General features: G+C 66.9%; 21 protein-coding genes. 10 read left to right on the plus strand and 11 right to left on the minus strand.

Annotated elements, in window-relative coordinates; genetic code table 11:
• Positions 1 to 16: 16 nt before the first annotated feature.
• Entirely contained in the window at positions 17 to 1,036 is a 1,020-nt protein-coding gene (locus NCO8_RS10490) for an aldo/keto reductase (protein WP_067638520.1), read from the minus strand.
• A 108-nt stretch (positions 1,037 to 1,144) separates the two neighbouring features.
• Here NCO8_RS10490 and NCO8_RS10495 point away from each other — a divergent pair, with 108 nt between their 5' ends.
• The gene (locus NCO8_RS10495) at positions 1,145 to 1,729 is read left to right on the plus strand and encodes a TetR/AcrR family transcriptional regulator (protein WP_067638522.1); all 585 of its coding nucleotides are present in this window, start codon (positions 1,145 to 1,147) and stop codon (positions 1,727 to 1,729) included.
• An 82-nt stretch (positions 1,730 to 1,811) separates the two neighbouring features.
• On the opposite strand, the gene NCO8_RS10500 is transcribed toward NCO8_RS10495, so the two are convergent.
• Positions 1,812 to 2,543, minus strand: a complete 732-nt coding sequence (locus NCO8_RS10500) for an SCO6745 family protein (protein WP_067638524.1) — start codon at positions 2,541 to 2,543, stop codon at positions 1,812 to 1,814.
• A 141-nt stretch (positions 2,544 to 2,684) separates the two neighbouring features.
• Here NCO8_RS10500 and NCO8_RS10505 point away from each other — a divergent pair, with 141 nt between their 5' ends.
• The 5 genes from NCO8_RS10505 to NCO8_RS10525 all read left to right on the plus strand — a co-directional run bounded on the left by NCO8_RS10505 (position 2,685) and on the right by NCO8_RS10525 (position 5,618).
• Positions 2,685 to 3,263, plus strand: coding sequence for a dihydrofolate reductase family protein (locus NCO8_RS10505; RefSeq protein WP_084456892.1), 579 nt, complete (start codon positions 2,685 to 2,687; stop codon positions 3,261 to 3,263).
• 220 nt (positions 3,264 to 3,483) lie between these two features.
• Positions 3,484 to 3,744: a hypothetical protein gene (locus NCO8_RS10510; protein WP_067639974.1), complete on the plus strand. Its 261-nt coding sequence runs from the start codon at positions 3,484 to 3,486 to the stop codon at positions 3,742 to 3,744.
• Positions 3,741 to 4,415, plus strand: coding sequence for a HemK2/MTQ2 family protein methyltransferase (locus NCO8_RS10515; protein WP_067489829.1), 675 nt, complete (start codon positions 3,741 to 3,743; stop codon positions 4,413 to 4,415). The genes NCO8_RS10510 and NCO8_RS10515 overlap by 4 nt, the downstream gene beginning before the upstream one ends.
• A 10-nt stretch (positions 4,416 to 4,425) precedes the next feature.
• Positions 4,426 to 4,611, plus strand: a complete 186-nt coding sequence (locus NCO8_RS10520) for a CDGSH iron-sulfur domain-containing protein (RefSeq protein WP_067638528.1) — start codon at positions 4,426 to 4,428, stop codon at positions 4,609 to 4,611.
• Complete coding sequence (locus NCO8_RS10525) at positions 4,611 to 5,618, plus strand: iron-containing redox enzyme family protein (protein ID WP_067638530.1); 1,008 nt, start codon at positions 4,611 to 4,613, stop codon at positions 5,616 to 5,618. Before NCO8_RS10520 ends, NCO8_RS10525 begins: the two co-directional genes overlap by 1 nt.
• Here NCO8_RS10525 and NCO8_RS10530 read toward each other — a convergent pair.
• The 6 genes from NCO8_RS10530 to NCO8_RS31240 all read right to left on the minus strand — a co-directional run bounded on the left by NCO8_RS10530 (position 5,584) and on the right by NCO8_RS31240 (position 9,097).
• Positions 5,584 to 6,021, minus strand: a complete 438-nt coding sequence (locus NCO8_RS10530) for an ATP-binding protein (RefSeq protein WP_067638532.1) — start codon at positions 6,019 to 6,021, stop codon at positions 5,584 to 5,586. The genes NCO8_RS10525 and NCO8_RS10530 overlap by 35 nt on opposite strands.
• Before the next feature lie 74 nt (positions 6,022 to 6,095).
• A complete protein-coding gene (locus tag NCO8_RS10535; protein ID WP_084456895.1) occupies positions 6,096 to 6,512 on the minus strand; it encodes an STAS domain-containing protein in 417 nt (138 codons plus the stop codon).
• 136 nt (positions 6,513 to 6,648) lie between these two features.
• Positions 6,649 to 7,485: an RNA polymerase sigma factor SigF gene (locus tag NCO8_RS10540; protein ID WP_067489813.1), complete on the minus strand. Its 837-nt coding sequence runs from the start codon at positions 7,483 to 7,485 to the stop codon at positions 6,649 to 6,651.
• A gap of 92 nt (positions 7,486 to 7,577) precedes the next feature.
• The gene (locus tag NCO8_RS10545; RefSeq protein WP_067489810.1) at positions 7,578 to 8,015 is read right to left on the minus strand and encodes a hypothetical protein; all 438 of its coding nucleotides are present in this window, start codon (positions 8,013 to 8,015) and stop codon (positions 7,578 to 7,580) included.
• Between the two features lie 54 nt (positions 8,016 to 8,069).
• Positions 8,070 to 8,768, minus strand: coding sequence for a PAS and ANTAR domain-containing protein (locus tag NCO8_RS10550; protein ID WP_067638536.1), 699 nt, complete (start codon positions 8,766 to 8,768; stop codon positions 8,070 to 8,072).
• 74 nt (positions 8,769 to 8,842) lie between these two features.
• A complete protein-coding gene (locus NCO8_RS31240; RefSeq protein ID WP_157104865.1) occupies positions 8,843 to 9,097 on the minus strand; it encodes a hypothetical protein in 255 nt (84 codons plus the stop codon).
• Positions 9,098 to 9,204: 107 nt separating this feature from the next.
• Between NCO8_RS31240 and NCO8_RS10555 the strand changes: the two genes are divergently transcribed.
• Both NCO8_RS10555 and NCO8_RS10560 read left to right on the plus strand, forming a co-directional pair.
• Positions 9,205 to 10,668 (plus strand): aminotransferase class I/II-fold pyridoxal phosphate-dependent enzyme, encoded by a 1,464-nt coding sequence (locus tag NCO8_RS10555; protein ID WP_067638538.1) that lies wholly within the window; start codon positions 9,205 to 9,207, stop codon positions 10,666 to 10,668.
• Between the two features lie 25 nt (positions 10,669 to 10,693).
• Entirely contained in the window at positions 10,694 to 11,311 is a 618-nt protein-coding gene (locus NCO8_RS10560; protein ID WP_067489804.1) for a flavodoxin family protein, read from the plus strand.
• A 23-nt stretch (positions 11,312 to 11,334) separates the two neighbouring features.
• On the opposite strand, the gene NCO8_RS10565 is transcribed toward NCO8_RS10560, so the two are convergent.
• Together NCO8_RS10565 and NCO8_RS10570 are read right to left on the minus strand one after the other, a co-directional pair.
• A complete protein-coding gene (locus NCO8_RS10565; RefSeq protein WP_067638540.1) occupies positions 11,335 to 12,174 on the minus strand; it encodes a glucose 1-dehydrogenase in 840 nt (279 codons plus the stop codon).
• A gap of 69 nt (positions 12,175 to 12,243) precedes the next feature.
• Positions 12,244 to 12,546, minus strand: a complete 303-nt coding sequence (locus NCO8_RS10570) for a hypothetical protein (protein ID WP_067638542.1) — start codon at positions 12,544 to 12,546, stop codon at positions 12,244 to 12,246.
• A gap of 155 nt (positions 12,547 to 12,701) precedes the next feature.
• Here NCO8_RS10570 and NCO8_RS10575 point away from each other — a divergent pair, with 155 nt between their 5' ends.
• A complete protein-coding gene (locus NCO8_RS10575) occupies positions 12,702 to 14,852 on the plus strand; it encodes a catalase (protein WP_067638544.1) in 2,151 nt (716 codons plus the stop codon).
• 43 nt (positions 14,853 to 14,895) lie between these two features.
• Here NCO8_RS10575 and NCO8_RS10580 read toward each other — a convergent pair whose 3' ends face one another.
• Positions 14,896 to 15,243: a DUF6766 family protein gene (locus tag NCO8_RS10580; protein WP_067638546.1), complete on the minus strand. Its 348-nt coding sequence runs from the start codon at positions 15,241 to 15,243 to the stop codon at positions 14,896 to 14,898.
• A 118-nt stretch (positions 15,244 to 15,361) separates the two neighbouring features.
• On the opposite strand from NCO8_RS10580, the gene NCO8_RS10585 reads away from it, so the two are divergent.
• On the plus strand, positions 15,362 to 15,979 hold the full coding sequence (locus NCO8_RS10585) for a LysE family translocator (protein ID WP_067638548.1): 618 nt from the start codon (positions 15,362 to 15,364) through the stop codon (positions 15,977 to 15,979).
• Positions 15,980 to 15,985 lie beyond the last annotated feature (6 nt).

Raw genomic sequence — 15,985 nt, forward strand, 5'->3', positions numbered from 1 at the left:
GATGGCGAGCGGGTAGTCATCGACGCCGCAGAGTGGCGTCGATGATCGACGGTGGCGTGTCGTACTTCTCCTCGGCCGCGAGATCGACCCCCGGAGCAACGATTTCGTCGATCTCGTCGAGGACTTCGGCCGACAGGACGGTATCGGCGGCAGCGAGCTGCGAATGCAGATGCTCCATGGTTCGCGGGCCGATGATCGCGCTGGTCACGGCACGGTGGGCGGTGACGAATCCGAGCGCCAGTTGAATCATCGTCAACCCGGCCTCGTCGGCGACCTTCGCCAGCCGCTCGACAGCCTCGAGTTTGGCCCGGTTGGCGGGCACATCGAGATCGAAACGATGGGGCATGAATCCGGAACGGCTGGTGGTGATCTCGCGGCCCGCCCGGATGGCGCCCGACAACCAGCCCGAGGCCAGCGGGCTCCAGGCGAGCACACCGAGGCCGTACTCCTCGGTCACCGGAAGCACATGGGATTCGATGCCACGTTGCAGGATCGAATAGCAGGGTTGTTCGGTGACGTAGCGGCTCAGGTGATGCTCGCGGGCCGACCATTGCGCCTGCACGATGCGGTAGGCGGGGAAGGTCGAGGAACCGAAATAGCGGATCTTCCCGGCCCGCTGCAGGTCGGTGAGCGCCGAGAGCGTCTCCTCGTCACTGGTGTTCGGATCCCAGCGGTGGATCTGATAGAGGTCGACGTGATCGACGTCGAGGCGGCGCAGGCTGTCTTCCAGCGCGGTCACCAGCCAGCGACGTGAGCTTCCGCGCCGGTTGGGGTCCTCGCCCATCGGCAGGTAGGCCTTGGTCGCGATGACCAGGTCGTCGCGGCGACCGGCGATGGCCTTACCGACCATTTCCTCGGATTGGCCGTCGCTGTAGGCGTCGGCGGTGTCGATCAGATTGATCCCGGCCTCGATAGCGGCATCGACGATCGCGGTGGCCTCGTCCTGGCCGGTATTGCCGATCCGGCCGAAGTTCATTGCGCCGAGCGCCAGGGTGCTGACCTGCACGCCGGTGCGGCCCAAGGTGCGGTACTGCATGGGTTTTCCTCTCCCGGAGGTATCCTGCAAGAAACGGAACGTTGTTCCGATAACCAACATACGGAACACTGTTCCGTTTTTCAAGCGATCCGATGGAGGGAACGCCACGTGGCAGGCAGGGACACCGGTACGGCGAAGACTCCGCGCAAGCGCGCCGATGCCGAGCGGAACGAAAGAACCCTCCTCGACGCGGCCGCCGCGACTTTCGTCGCCTCCGGAGTCGATGCCCCCGTGCGCGAGATCGCCGCGGCGGCCGGGGTCGGCGTCGGCACGATCTATCGGCACTTCCCGACCCGAGCCGACCTCATCGTCGCGGTCTATCGACACCAGGTCGAGGCCTGCGCACAGGCCGCACCGCAACTGCTGGCCAGCACCGAACCCTATGAGGCGCTGACCAGGTGGATCGACCTGTTCACCGACTTCCTGGTCACCAAGCACGGTCTCGCCGCGGCATTGCAGTCCGACGACCCGACCTTCCAGGCCCTGCACGCCAATTTCCTCGAACGGCTGCTGCCCGCGTGCGGCGAGTTGCTCGATGCCGCCGCGGCGGCCGGTGAGATCCGCACCGACATCGATCCCTACCTGTTGCTGCGTGGCATCGGCAATGTGTGCATCGGTGCGGAAAGCGACCAGCGCTATGACGCGCGGCGCGTCGTCGAACTCCTCGTCGCCGGATTACGCCTGCACCGGTGAACCCCGATTACGGGCGGCCGCCAGACACGACAAATCCCGTGTGGGTCGCCGGATTCGGCGCCCCACACGGGATTCGACAAAACTAGCGCGACAACGCGACTCGGTGCGCCTCGCCCATCAGGGTGGCCAGCTCGGCACTCTCGGCCTCGGTGAGGACCGCGAAGAACGGGGAAACCAGTTCGTCGGTGAGTTTCTCGGCCGCCGCCCAGCGCTGCCGCATGTCGTCGGTGATCGGTTCGAAGGGTTCGGACCAGCCGAGCCGCTGCGCGTGGGTGGGACCGTCGGCGATCGGGGAACCGGCGATGAGGACGGCTTGCAGCGGGGTGAGGCCCTGGGCGAGGACGGCGACCAGGTGCAGGCCGCCCCGCAGTTCACGCAGGACGTGGGTGAGCTGCAGGACCGCCGCTCGACCGTCGTCGGGCAGTGGCATGGCCCGCCAGCCCGCGAACAGGGGAACGGCGGTGGGCTCGGCCGCGTCGGCAACCTTGCCGAGCAGCTCGGCGAGGCGTTCGGATCGGTCGAAGCCGGCGAGCCTGCGGCGGCCGAATTCGTGGCAGGCGGCGAGATAGCCGGTGGCCGCTTCGGCGGCGGGCAGGGGAACGGATTTCCATGCGGCACGGATACATTCGGGTTCGAAGAAGCCGAACGCGCCGACCACGACATCGGCGTCGACCTCCCCGAGCACCCCGCCGCGGCCACGTGTGTAGGGGCCGTGGAATCCGGGCACCCCGACGTCGGTCCCGAACTGCCGCGCCTCGCGCGACATCATGAACGCCCCACCGAGTTCGAGGACCTGTTGTTTGACTGCCGACATGATCTGACACCTTCCGCTGTTTCTGCGATCGCAGCAGACTTTAGTTGACAATAGTCAGCGAGGGAAGGGGTTTCGCGCGATGAGTTCGGCGTCCGGCTGCCGTCTGCACTGATAAAGCCGACGCGACCCGAGGAGCCCACCGTGAGCGCCACCTACACCTTCGACGTCTTCTCCACCCTGGACGGCTTCGCCTCCACCAGCGGCGACTGGGGCGGATACTGGGGCAAACAGGGCCCCGAACTGCTCGATCACCGCCTCGACCTCTACCGCGACGAGCAGCGGATGATCTTCGGCGCCAACACCTATCGCGAATTCACCGAACTGGTGGCCGGGGCCTCGGAAAACCCGGAGATCTTCGACCCGTGGGTCGTCCGGATGATGAACATGCCGCTGACCGTGGTGTCGAGCACGCTGCGCGAACCTCTCGACTGGCACGACGCGCACGTCGTCGCGGGCGACGCGGTGGACGTCGTCGCCCGGCTCAAAGCCGAATCCGACATCCCACTGCGTTCGCACGGCAGCCTCTCGCTGAACCGGACGCTGATGGCAGCGGGCTTGGTCGATCGGGTGCAGGTGACGGTGTTCCCGGTGATCACCGGCAAGACCGGGCAGCAACCCATCTTCCAGGACGCCGCCGACTTCGACCTCGAACTGCTCGAGAGCCGCACCCTCGACGGCAACACCCAGGAACTCGTCTACGCCCCGACGCTGCACCCCTGAGCGGCTCACAACACAGCTTCCGGCGCCGTCGACGAGCATTATCGTCCGGTCACGAGTTGGCCAGAATTGCGGTGCGAAACGGGCGCGCGCTTCATGATCGACATCATCACCGCGTAGTTCGGCAGGGTGTGAGCAGGCCCTCACTGGTTGCTGATTGGTTCCCTGTCGACGGGGCATTCCGCCCTCAGGACTGTGTTGTCCCTGCGAAAGGATGCGCTCGATGAACCAGCCAGACCGCGATTTCCCCGATGAATCACGCACGATCAGGCCGCACGCGGGCGAATCTATCGAGGACACGAGGAACTGGCCCGGCCTGATCTTGATCGGGGTCGGGTTGGCGTTGCTCGGCATCACCCTCACCGCCGCAGGCTACGGCTTCGGCGGTTGGGCGGTCATCGGCGGCGTGGCCTGCGTGGCGTGCCTGCTCGCGGGAACTGCGCTGGTCGTGGCCGAGCACCGGCGGGTGAAGGCGCAGAAATGATGATTCTCCGGGCGCCGGGTGTGTACCGACCCCAGGCCGATACATGGATGCTTGCCGATGCGCTGCGCGCGGTCCCCCACCTGCGCAACGGTCGGGTTCTCGAACTGTGCGCCGGCACCGGCGTCGTCACGCTGGCCGCGGCGAAAGCGGGGGCCGCGAGTGTGACGGCCGTCGACCTGTCGCGACGGGCGCTGGCCTCCACTTGGCTGAACTGCCGTTTGCGTGGTGTGGCCGTGCAGTTGCTGCACGGTGACTTCTCCGCCGCGGCGCGGTTGCCGCGCTTCGACGTGGTGCTGGCGAACCCGCCGTACGTGCCCGCCGAACGCGAGGTGGGACGCGGCCGGGCGCTGGCCTGGGACGCGGGCCCCACCGGACGCAGCGTGCTCGACCGGTTGTGTGCGACCCTGCCCGATCTGCTCACCGACAACGGGGTCGGGCTGATCGTGCACTCGGCGATCAGCGACCCCGATCGCAGCCTGGACCAGTTGCGGGCGGGCGGTGCCGAGGCGCAGGTGGTAGCGGTGGACAAGGTGCCGTTCGGACCGGTGCTGCGGTCGCGGGCGCGGCGGTTGGCGGCACGTGGGCTGATCACGAAGGACCAGCGTGACGAGGAATTGGTGGTGATCCGTGTCGAACGAAACTGCTGCCCCGCCGTCGGGGAACCCGCCTGATCGCAGGCGGGTGGTCCTCACCGACGGGCCGGCCCTGATCGAAGGCCCCGTCGACCTGGTGACCCGTGAGGGAACGGTGCTGCACTGTGACCGTTTCCAGGTCGCGCTGTGCCTGTGCAAGCGCTCGGCCACCTACCCGCTGTGCGATACCAGCCACCGGCGCCGACGCCGGCGTACCAACGAAAGCAGCACCTGATGACCAGCACTGTCACCCTCGGGCGCGCCCTGCCTGTCCCCCGGGGCGAACTGTCGGCCGCCCTGATCGAAACCCTCACGCGCGCACCGGGTTCGGCTGTTCCGGCCGACCCCGGCACCGATCCCTACGGTGAGGACGCCGCACTGGCGTTGCACACGTGCTACGAACTGCACTACCAGGGCTTCGCCGGGGTAGACGAGGACTGGGAGTGGGATCCGGGGCTGTTGGGCCTGCGCCGAGGTCTCGAACAGCGCTTCCTCGCCGCCATGCGGGCCGATGTGCCCGGCGGTGACGACGTGGACGCCGAGCTCGACCGGTTGCTCGAGCCGTCGGCGCCCGGCGGGATCGCGGCCTACCTCGCCGAACAGGGCACTCCCGGGCAGTTGCGGGAGTACTTCGTGCACCGCTCGATCTACCACCACATCGAGGCCGACCCCTACGCCTGGGTGATCCCCCGCCTGCGTGGGCAGGCGAAAGCCGCGCTGGTCGCTGTCGAATTCGACGAATACGGCAGCGGCCACGGCGACCGTGTGCACGCGCGCCTCTACGCGGATCTGCTCGCGGGCGCCGGTCTGGAGCCCGGCTATCTGCACTATCTCGACGAGGTGCCCGCTCCCATGCTGGTGCTGGTGAACATGATGTCGCTGTTCGGTCTGCACCGTGGTCTGCGTGCCGCGTCGGTCGGCCATTTCGCGGCCAACGAGATCACCTCCTCACCGGCGTCGGCTCGCCTGGCGGAGCTGGCCCGCACCCTGCTCCCCCACCCCGCCTGTATCGGCTTCTACACCGAGCACGTCGAAGCCGATGCCGTGCACGAACAGGTGATGCGGCGCGACGTCATCGCCGAATTGCTGCGCACCGAACCTGATTCGGCCGCGAGCATCGTTTTCGGGATCCAGGCCACCGACCTGCTCGAGGACCGGTTCGCCGATCAGGTGCTCGAGTGCTGGCGCGCCGGGCGCAGTTCACTGCTCAGTGAACTGCAGGCACCCGCCGTACCCGGGTGAAGGTGATCGTCACCGGGAAGCCGTCGAGCTCACCGCGATCACGGTCCGAACCGGTGCTCAGATGATCGGTGATGCTGTGTAGCACGTTCCAGCCGAAGGCGTTCTCGTCGACCGGGTCGGGCTCGACGCACAGTGCCTGCACGGCGATCCGCAGGCGGAAACCGTCGGCATTGACATCGCAGTGCAGGCGGGTGCCGGGTACGGCGGCGAGGATCAGGCTGGTCGCCGCCTCGTCGACCGCGACCCGGATATCGGCGATTTCGTCGGGCGTGAACCCGGCCAGGTGGGCGGCCGTTTCGGCGACCGCCCGCACCATGACCAGTTGTCCGAGGTCGGCGTCGATCCGCAGGTGGGTCGAGGTCGCGTGGGCCGAATCCGCGACGGTCCGCTCGCTCGAAGCCACGACGTAGCCTCCTCACCGATATCGGGTGGTTCCGGGTGGGTCGATCCCACTGCGCCTACCCGCCGGTCGGCCGGTCAAACATCTACGGGGTGTTCGGAGGCGTCGTCGACGCAGCTGTAGTGACGAAACAGCGGGCGCACGCCCGCCAGCTCCAAGGCGCGTTCCACCTCCAGGCTGCCGATGAGTAACCGCAGCTCGACCCCGTGCTGCCACGCGTTGGCTTTGGCGGGCCCGAGCAATGCGGCCAGCCGGATACTGAGGAAATCGGTGCCACGCAGGTCGAGCACCACCACTTGGGCGCCCGAGCGCACCGCACGGTCGAGCAGAGCACAGAATTGCGGCTGCCTTGCCGCGTCCAGTTCACTTCCCGCCCGCAACACCCAGCAGCCTTGTCTGCCGGGATCGACGCGGAGCAGGGCTTCGTCGTGCGCCGCGGAGCCGCGGTACCAACGCAACCTGCTCGAGCGTCGCGGGTCCGTGACGACAGACATAGAACCTCCTGGACGACAGGGGATTCCGGATTTTCATGCCACCACGCAACCGACGTTCCGGATGTGGATAGCACGAATACCGGGGTCGGCTGGAAGTCTCAACCTAAGGCAATTCTGGCACGCGCGGCCGCTGCTGTCACGGCACGGCAGTCGGCTCCGTGAGTGCCTGCTCGCGCAGTGAGGTCAAGGTGCGCGACAGGATGCGCGAGACCTGCATCTGGGAGACACCGAGGTGTTCGGCGATCTGGTTCTGGGTCTTGCACTCGAAGAACCGCATGATCAGAACGTCGCGCTCTTCTTCGGGCAGGGCCGCGATCAGCGGGCGCACCGCCATCGCGTCCTCGGTGAGCTCGTAGCAGTGTTCCTCGGCGCCGAGGGTCTCGGTGATCGGCTGCGAGGAGTTGTCGCGGTCGTCCTGGGTGACTCCGTCGATGGAGTTGGTCTGGTAGCCGTTGCCCGCGACCAGCGCGCGGGTGACCTCGACCAGGTCGACCTCGAGTTCGTCGGCGAGTTCGCGGGCGTTGGGCACGCGCCCGAGTCGCTGCGAGAGTTCTTCGGTGGCCGGACCGATCCGCAGCTGGATCTCCTTGAGCCTGCGCGGGACGCGCACAGCCCAGGTGTGGTCGCGGAAATGCCTGCGAACCTCGCCCATGATGGTGGGGATCGCGAAGGAGAGGAACGAGGAGCCGCGGCTGACGTCATAGCGGTCGACGGCGAGCACGAGCCCTACGCGGGCGGTCTGCTCGAGGTCGTCGAAGAGTTCACCGCGCCCGGCGAATTTGCGGGCGATGTGGTCGGCAAGGGGAAGGCACAGCCTGATCACCTCTTCGCGGAGGGGTTCACGCTGGGGGTCGTTCGGGGAAAGTGCCTGCAGCTTCTCGAACCACGGTTCGATGTTGTCGTAGCTGTCACCTTTTGAGTGGGAGCGTCGGACAGTCGAGTCGTTGGCTGTTGTCGCTTGAGCAGTCGTCATCACATGTGCCTCCGATTCCGTGGGGTCGGATGCTTCTGGATTACCCGATCTGTATGCGGATTAAGCCTACGCTTTCGGTCCCTGTCTCCGCATCACCCACCGTTCGGCCCGTGCGAACGGCGGATCCAGCCGAATTCGACGGTGGTCGGATAGCCGTTGCGGACCGCGTCGAACGGGCCGTATTCGGTGCGCAGCGCGTCGGTGAGGGTCGCGACGACATGCCAGCCGAAGGCGTCCTCGTCGATCGCTTCGTCGCTGCGCGCCACGGTCGAGACCCGTGCTCCGAGTGCCCCGCCGCCCCCGGTGAACGCGCAATCGATCAGGGCCTCCGGTGCGGCGGCTAGGACGAGGGCGGTCACCACCTCGTCGAGCGCCAGCAGCAGATCAGTGACCTCGTCGAGCGCGAAACCGCCTACCAGCAGGACTGTTTCGGCCAGTGCGTGGACCATGGTGAGCTGCTCGAGCTCCGCCGGTACCTGAAACCCGACCGTTGTCGACCGGGGCGCGGTCTCGCGATCCTCCGCTCGCATGCCGCCTCCCTGTGTTGCCTGTCGTGGTCGCAGGTTACCCGACCGTGACGTCGTCTAGTCCGCGCCCTTCTCGTGCTGTTCGGCCCGTTCGTGGACGGTGAGCAGCAGATGATCGAAGCGGGTGCGCAGAACGCCGGACACATCGGTGAGCGAACCGAGTTCGGCGACCAGGCGCCCGGCCAGCGCACGGAGCTTGGTGTTGGTTTCCTGTGAGCGCCAGGTGAGTACGTCGAACGCCTTCTCGGCGCTGATTCCGTAGACGAGCATCACCGCGCCCTTGGCCTGCTCGATCACGGCGCGCGACGCGTAGAGGCTCGGTAGTTCGTCGTCGAGGGTTTCCTTGCGGCGCCGCTCGAGGGTGTCGGTGACATCGATGTAGTAGCCGGTGGTGCCGATGACGGTTCCGTGGTCGTCGACCATCTGATCGGCCACGACGATCACGTCGTGTACGACGCCGGTGGTGTCGATGATGCGGTGGGTACTGCAGAACGGTTCGCCCTCGGTGACCGACTTCTCGATCATGGTGGCGACGTGGGCACGGTCCTCGGGGTGCTTGTGCGACAACAACAGTGCGGTCGTGGGGTGGACGGTGCCCGGCTCGTATCCGTGGATGCGGGCAACCTCGTCGGACCATTCCCAGCGCTGGTCGGCGAACCAGAACTTGAATCCGCCCGCGTCCTGCGCCCTGCCCTCGCCGAGCACGCGCCGCAGTGACTGCGCGCCGCCGGTCGGAAGACCCTCACTGTTCTTCATTCCTGAAGTATCTCGCGACCGGGACACGTGTACGCGCTCAGTGCCCGATCGCGTCCGCCCACCCGGCGCGGCGCTCAGCACGATGCCGCCGCGCCCGGTTCGGGAAGTGGTTCGCCCGGTGTGGGAATCGGGGGAAACGGGTCGGGGACATCCGGGGGTGGTGGTTGTCCTGGACCCGGTCCGGGTGGTGGGTCGCCGGGCAGCGGATGACCCGGCTCCGGTGGCGGTGGTGGCCGTCCGGGATCCGGCGGGGGCGCCGGATCGGGGGTGGGCGGAATCGGGTCTCGCGGTTCGGGAATGGGTGGGCTGGTCGACATCGGGGTCGTCATCGCAGCCTCCTCACTTGGTCGGAAACGCGGGTCGTCGGGCGGATACCCCCCGCCGGGGCAGCTACACACCGTCGTTTCGGGTGCGACCGATCGGCTATTACCTGGGCATGGACCACAGCACAGCCCCGCTCGTCGCCGCGGTCGCCGACTACCGCAACAAACACCGGTACGGGTTCACCCCGCCCGGGCATCGGCAGGGCCGAGGGGTGGACGACCGGGTTCTCGCGGCGCTCGGCGCCGATGCCTTCGCCGCCGATCTGCTGGCCAACGGCGGGCTCGATGACCGGCTCGCACGCAACGGCTACCTCACCGAGGCCGAGGACCTGATGGCCGACGCCGTCGGCGCCGAGACGGCGTTCTTCTCCACCTGCGGCAGCTCGCTGTCGGTCAAGGCCGCGATGATGGCGGTGGCAGGCGGAAACGACGGCGGACTGCTGGTGGCGCGCGACAGCCACAAGTCGATCGTCGCCGGCCTGATCTTCTCCGGCGTCCAGCCGCATTGGATCAGCCCGCGCTGGGACGCCGAACGCCACTTCTCCCATCCGCCGTCACCGGAGGAGGTGGAACAGGCGTGGCAGGAGCATCCGGACGCGGCGGGCGCGGTGATCGTGTGCCCGAGCCCGTATGGCACCTGCGCGGATCTGCGTGGCATCACCGAGGTGTGCCATGCACGCGGCAAACCCGTCATCGTCGACGAGGCGTGGGGCGCGCACCTGCCGTTCCATCCCGAATTACCCACGTGGGCAATGGATGTGGGCGCCGATGTGTGCGTGGTGAGCGTGCACAAGATGGGCATGGGTTTCGAACAGGGTTCGGTGTTCCACCTGCAGGGCGATCTCGTGGATCCGGGCCGGTTGCGCCGTTGCGCGGATCTGCTGATGACCACCAGCCCGAACGTGCTGATCTACGCCGCGCTCGACGGATGGCGAAGGCAGATGGTCGAATTCGGGCACGACCTGCTGGGGCAGGCACTCGATCTGGCCAAACGCACCCGCGCCGAGATCGATCGGATCAGCGGCCTGACGGTGATGCACGACGAGCTGCTCGGGGTGGAGGCCTCCCACGACCTGGATCTGCTGCAAATCCTCGTCGATGTCTCCGAGACGGGTGCCACCGGGTACGAGGTGGCCGACTGGCTGCGCGAACACCACCATCTCGATGTGGGCCTCAGCGATCACCGGCGGGTCCTGGCGACGATGTCGACGGCCGACGACGATACCTCCGCAGAGGCCCTCATCGACGCGCTCGCGCTGTGGCGCCGGGCCGGTCTGGACCCCGCACCGCACCACATCACGCTGCCGTCCCCGCAGGATCTGCAACTCGACTCGGTGATGCTGCCGCGGGACGCCTTCTTCGCCCCCACCGAGATGGTGCCCATCGACAAGTCGCCGGGCCGGATCGCCGCCGAACAGCTCACGCCCTACCCGCCCGGCATTCCCGCGATCGTGCCGGGTGAACGGATCGGTGACACGGTCGTGGAGTACCTGCGTTCCGGTGTCGAGGCGGGAATGAATGTGCCCGATGCCAGCGACCCGCAGTTGCACAACATCCGGGTTGTCCGCCAGTCCTGATCATCGAGCGAGAGGAAGTGTTGTCGTGGCCGCCGAACAGTTGCGCGCAGTGGCGCTGGTCTGCACATTGAAGCCGTCGCCCGCCGAATCCAGCAGTCAGCTCATGGCCGATCAGGTGCTGGCCGAGCTGGCCGCCAACGATGTGGCCGGGTCGACGGTGCGTATCGCCGATTTCGAGGTGCGGCCGGGGGTGAGTGCCGACGAGGGCGAGGGCGACGAGTGGCCGCAGATCCGGCGTCGCATCATCGACGCCGATATCGTCCTGCTCGCGACGCCCACCTGGTTGGGTCATCTGTCCTCGGTGGCGCAGCGCGCGCTGGAACGTCTGGATGCTGAACTGTCCGATACCGACGACGCGGGTAGGCCCGTCATGCTGGGCAAGGTCGGGATCGCGGCCGTTGTCGGGAACGAGGACGGTGCGCACAAGATCGTGGCCGACACCTTCCAGGCCCTCGACGACATCGGATTCACCATTCCGGCCCAGGGCTGCACCTACTGGAACGGGGAAGCGATGGGCGGCACCGACTTCAAGGATCTGCCCGACACCCCGGAGGCGGTACGCAAGACCACGGCGGCGATGGCGCGTAATGCCGCGCATCTGGCCCGGTTGTTGCGGGCGAACCAGTACCCGGCCTACCAGTGAGCCACCGGTAGGCCGGGTCGGGGTCAGAGGATCGGGCGTCCACCGGTGACGGCGATACGGGCACCGGAGATGTAGCTGCCGTCGTCGGCGGCGAGCAGCACATAGGCCGGGGCCAGTTCGGCGGGCTGACCGGCCCGCCCGAGCGGGGTGTCGTCACCGAACTTGCTCACCTTCTCCGTCGGGAACGTCGACGGGATCAGCGGTGTCCAGATCGGGCCGGGGGCCACGCTGTTGACCCGGATTCCCTTCTCCCCCAGCATCTGTGCGAGGCTGGCCGAGAAATTGGCGATGGCGGCCTTGGTGGCGGCATACGGGGCCAGCGTCGGGGAGGGCATGTCGGAGTTCACCGACGAGCTGCCGATGATCGACGAACCGGGACGCATATGGGGCAGCGCAGCTTTCACCAGGTGGAAGTAGGCACCGACATTGAGGGCGAAGGTGTAGGCGAATTCCTCGTCGCTGATCTCGGTGATGTCGTCGTGCGACATCTGGAAGGCGGCATTGCTCACCAGCACGTCGACTCGACCGAATTCCTCGACGGCCTTGTCGATCACCGCACGGCAGTGCGCGGCGTCGGAGAGGTCGCCGGCCATCAGCACGGCACGGCGGCCGGCCTGGGTGACCAGGTCGGCTACTTCTTTCGCGTCGTCGTGTTCGTCGAGATAGGAAATGAGGACATCGGCGCCTTCACGGGCGTAGGCGATGGCGACGGCACGTCCGATTCCGCTGTCGGCACCGGTGACGACAGCGGCTTTGCCCGTCAATTTGCCCGATCCCTGGTAACTGTTCTCCCCGCAATCGGGCACGGGGTCCATTTTCGATTGGATGCCGGGAACCTGCTGCTGCTGTTCGGGAAATCCCATGATCGAAGTCCTCCTCGCCGGGAACGGGGTCTCCGATCGGACTACCTCCCATCAGCAACGGCAAACAGGTCAGTGCCCGCAGGGGTCGCGTAATCGCAGCCCTTCGCGGGCTTTGATCCGGCGGTGTTCGGCGAGCACGATACCCACGCCGCCGAGCAGACACACCACGCACAGAATTCCGGCGATCACCGCCCACCCTTCGAATCCGTATCCGGCCGCGGTGAGGGTGAGTGCCAGCAACACGACGCCGAGGCCGATCAAGATCAGCCCTGGCCAGTTCCAAGCGTCTTCGATGGATTCGCCGACATGCGAGCGGGTAGTGCGTTCGGTGTCGGGAAATTTGTGATGATGAGGGAGAGCGGCATCGTTCATGGCCGGGCCGTCCTTTCGATGGGATCCGCTGGTCTGCGCGTACCCCTGATCCGACAGCCCAATCGTGTGGTTTGCCGACTCCTCGAGGCGGTATCCGCCAGAAGGTGTTCTCCCGATGCGAGCACGTCGATCCAGGACAGAAGGGTTGCGCATAGATGACAGAGCAGCAGCACATTCCCCCGGAGTTCACGCGCCCGCCGGTGCCGCCGGACGAAGACGGCGGGCAGTGCGAGCCGCCCGGCCCGAATCCGGACCAACAGGGCCCGGAGCTGCGCAGTCCCACCGGCGCACCCGTTCCGGGTGAGGCGAATGTCCGGGCCCAGCAGGGTGACGCGCTCACCACTCCGCAGGGCCTGCGCCAAGCCGACACCGACCACCAACTCAAAGCCGGACCCCGTGGGCCGGTGCTGCTGCAAGACTTCCACCTGCGCGAGAAGATCACCCATTTCGACCACGAACGCATTCCGGAGCGGGCCGTGCACGCGCGTGGTGTCGGTGCGCACGGTGTCTTCGTGTCCAACGGTGCCGCCGCCTCGTTGACTCGCGCCAAATTCCTCGCCGCCGATGCCCGCACACCGGTGTTCGTACGATTCTCCACGGTGCTCGGTTCGCGTGGTTCGGCCGACACCGTGCGCGATACTCGCGGTTTCGCGACGAAGTTCTACACCGAGGAAGGCGTGTACGACCTCGTCGGCAACAACATTCCGGTGTTCTTCATCCAGGAGGCGATCAAGTTTCCCGATGTGGTGCACGCGGCCAAACCGCATCCGGACCGGGAGATCCCGCAGGCGCAGTCCGCGCACGACACGTTCTGGGATTTCGTCTCCCTGCATACCGAGGCCACCGCGCACACCTTCTGGAATATGTCCGACCGTGGGTTGCCGCGGTCGCTGCGGATGATGGAGGGATTCGGTGTCCACACCTTCCGGTTGGTCGCCGCCGACGGTGCCACGAGCCTGGTGAAGTTCCATTGGAAGCCGCGCCTGGGTGTGCATTCGATGCTGTGGGAGGAAACGCAGCTCACCGCGGGATTCGATCCCGATTTCCATCGCCGCGATCTGGCGGATGCGATCGAGGCGGGTTATTTCCCGGAGTGGGATCTGGGTGTTCAGGTCTTTCCCGACACCCCGGAGCAGGTGTTCGAAGATATCGACCTGCTGGATCCGACGAAGATCGTGCCGGAGGAATTGGTGCCGGTGCAGGTGATCGGCACCCTGCGGCTGACGGCGAATCCGGTGAATTTCTTCGCCGAGACCGAACAGGTGGCGTTCTGCCCGAGTCATCTGGTGCCCGGTATCGAGGTCACCGACGACCCGCTGTTGCAGGGCCGGTTGTTCTCCTATCTCGACACTCAGCTCAGCCGGCTCGGCGGGCCGAATTTCGCGCAGCTGCCGATCAATACGCCCCACACCGCTGTCAACGACATGTTCCGCGACGGCATGCACCAGACCGCGGTGCACACGGGCATTGCGCCGTACAAACCGAATTCGCTCGACGGCGGGTGCCCGTACGCGGCGAGTTTCGCCGGTGAGGCCTATGTCGAATCGCCGACCCCGATTCCGCCGCCGCAGGCGAAGCTGCGCACCTCGGCGAACACCGACAAGGCGCAGGTGGCGTTCGCCGATCACTTCTCGCAGCCGCGCATGTTCTATCGCAGCCTCACCCACGGTGAGCAGCACCGCCTGGCCGATGCCTTCTCGTTCGAACTGGGCAAGTGCACGTCGGTGACGGTTCGCGAGCGTGCGGTGCAGATGCTGGTCAATGTCGACGAACAGCTGGCCGGGTATGTGGCCAATCAGCTCGGTGTCGATGTGCCCGCGCCGACGGCGAACACCGTCGAGCTGGCGCCGAGTCCGGCGCTGTCGCAGAAGCGCGGTGCGTTCCCGGTCGACGGACGGACCGTGGCGGTGCTGGTGGACGAGACCAGTTCCGGTGGGGCCGTGCAGCAGGTGTGCGCCGATCTGGAACAGGCCAAGGTGCGGCCGTTGCTGGTCGCCGCGCACGGTGGTGAAGTGGAGGGCCGCAAGGTCGACCGCACGTTCGCCACGATGCGCTCGATCGAGTTCGACGCGTTGATCGCCTTGGGCGCGCCGATCGATCCGAGGGTGGATGTGCTGGTCAACGAGATGTGGCGGCACGGGAAGGCGATCGCGGCGGTCGGTGCGGCGGCGAGTCTGCTGCAGCGTAACGGTGTCGATGCCGACGCGCCGGGTGTCACCGTGGCCGAGGCGCCGCAGACCGTGACACAGGTGGTCACCGACCTGGCTGAGCACCGCGCGTGGGATCGGATCGAACCGCGCGGATGAGCCTGTCGCGCCCGGTCCGCACCGCGGGCCGGGCGCGCCGGTGTCAGTCTCCTGGCACCTCGGTCTGCCGCTCGGGCGGGACCAGATAGGCGCGCAGATCGTCGATCTTGGATTCGATGCGTTCGGCGTTCTCGGCATCGACCCGGAAAATCCAGTGCTTGGCCCCGAGCAACAGCACGGCCTGGAAGACCAGCTGGAACCATTCGCTCTGCCAGTTCTCGAAGGTGCTGGCCAAGAACTCCGGCCAATACCCCGACCACTGGAATGGTTGTCCCTGCTGTTGCTGAGTGTTGCGATACTCGATGAGCTGGAACACGAACTGCGCGCCCCACGAGCCGATGAACAGCAACATCAGCAGGTAGACAGCTCCCCAGCGACGAAAATGTGCCATGAACGGCAGATACCCGGCAAACCGGTGGCGACACAACCGGGCCGTCCGACCCCCCGGCGTGGTTCCCGATGCACGCCGATCTGTGCCGTCGCGGAGGGCGCGCTGTTAAGTTCGGTTGATGGTGCCGATCCCCCATGTGATCGCCTTCGCCGGTGCGGCGTTGCTCATCATCGTGATCCCCGGCCCGAATGTGCTGTTCGCGATCGGGCGCGCGCTGACGCTGGGGCGCAGGCAGGCACTGCTGTCGGTCCTCGGCTCGGTCGCCGGTTCCGTCATACCCCTGGCCGTGGTCGCTCTCGGACTCGGCGCCGTGCTGATGACCTCGACGATCCTGTTCACGGCGGTCAAGGTGATCGGCGCGCTCTATCTGATCTACCTGGGTATCACAGCGATCCGTGACCGCAAGAAGCTGGTGCTCACCGCGAGCACCGACGGCGGTGGCCGGTCGATGCGGCAGGGTTTCATCGTCGGCGCCACCAACCCGAAGACGGCGGTGTTCTTCGGCGCGGTCCTGCCGCAGTTCACCGCCACCGACGCCGGACCGCTGCCGGTACAGATGCTGATTCTCGGCGCGATCTTCCTCCTCATCCAGCTGACCTGCGACGGTGTGTGGGCCGTCGTCGCGGCGACCGCGCGGGGATGGTTCGCGCGGTCACCGCGCCGGCTCGAGGCTGTGGGCGGTGTCGGTGGGGCGATGGTCGTCGGTGTGGGGGCCGGTGTCGCGTTCGCGCGATGACCTGCG

Origin of the sequence: Nocardia coubleae NBRC 108252 (assembly GCF_001612805.1) — a bacterium.
Lineage (GTDB): Bacteria > Actinomycetota > Actinomycetes > Mycobacteriales > Mycobacteriaceae > Nocardia > Nocardia coubleae.

Bases quoted from the DNA above. Each gene is read 5' to 3' on its own strand.
- NCO8_RS10555 (WP_067638538.1), top strand. From the start codon at position 9,205: ATGGACCACAGCACAGCCCCGCTCGTCGCCGCGGTCGCCGACTACCGC.
- NCO8_RS10515 (WP_067489829.1), top strand. From the start codon at position 3,741: ATGATGATTCTCCGGGCGCCGGGTGTGTACCGACCCCAGGCCGATACA.
- NCO8_RS10540 (WP_067489813.1), bottom strand. From the start codon at position 7,485: ATGACGACTGCTCAAGCGACAACAGCCAACGACTCGACTGTCCGACGC.
- NCO8_RS31240 (WP_157104865.1), bottom strand. From the start codon at position 9,097: ATGACGACCCCGATGTCGACCAGCCCACCCATTCCCGAACCGCGAGAC.
- NCO8_RS10510 (WP_067639974.1), top strand. From the start codon at position 3,484: ATGAACCAGCCAGACCGCGATTTCCCCGATGAATCACGCACGATCAGG.
- NCO8_RS10550 (WP_067638536.1), bottom strand. From the start codon at position 8,768: ATGAAGAACAGTGAGGGTCTTCCGACCGGCGGCGCGCAGTCACTGCGG.
- NCO8_RS10575 (WP_067638544.1), top strand. From the start codon at position 12,702: ATGACAGAGCAGCAGCACATTCCCCCGGAGTTCACGCGCCCGCCGGTG.
- NCO8_RS10585 (WP_067638548.1), top strand. From the start codon at position 15,362: ATGGTGCCGATCCCCCATGTGATCGCCTTCGCCGGTGCGGCGTTGCTC.
- NCO8_RS10525 (WP_067638530.1), top strand. From the start codon at position 4,611: ATGACCAGCACTGTCACCCTCGGGCGCGCCCTGCCTGTCCCCCGGGGC.
- NCO8_RS10500 (WP_067638524.1), bottom strand. From the start codon at position 2,543: ATGTCGGCAGTCAAACAACAGGTCCTCGAACTCGGTGGGGCGTTCATG.
- NCO8_RS10580 (WP_067638546.1), bottom strand. From the start codon at position 15,243: ATGGCACATTTTCGTCGCTGGGGAGCTGTCTACCTGCTGATGTTGCTG.
- NCO8_RS10490 (WP_067638520.1), bottom strand. From the start codon at position 1,036: ATGCAGTACCGCACCTTGGGCCGCACCGGCGTGCAGGTCAGCACCCTG.
- NCO8_RS10570 (WP_067638542.1), bottom strand. From the start codon at position 12,546: ATGAACGATGCCGCTCTCCCTCATCATCACAAATTTCCCGACACCGAA.
- NCO8_RS10535 (WP_084456895.1), bottom strand. From the start codon at position 6,512: ATGTCTGTCGTCACGGACCCGCGACGCTCGAGCAGGTTGCGTTGGTAC.
- NCO8_RS10565 (WP_067638540.1), bottom strand. From the start codon at position 12,174: ATGGGATTTCCCGAACAGCAGCAGCAGGTTCCCGGCATCCAATCGAAA.
- NCO8_RS10545 (WP_067489810.1), bottom strand. From the start codon at position 8,015: ATGCGAGCGGAGGATCGCGAGACCGCGCCCCGGTCGACAACGGTCGGG.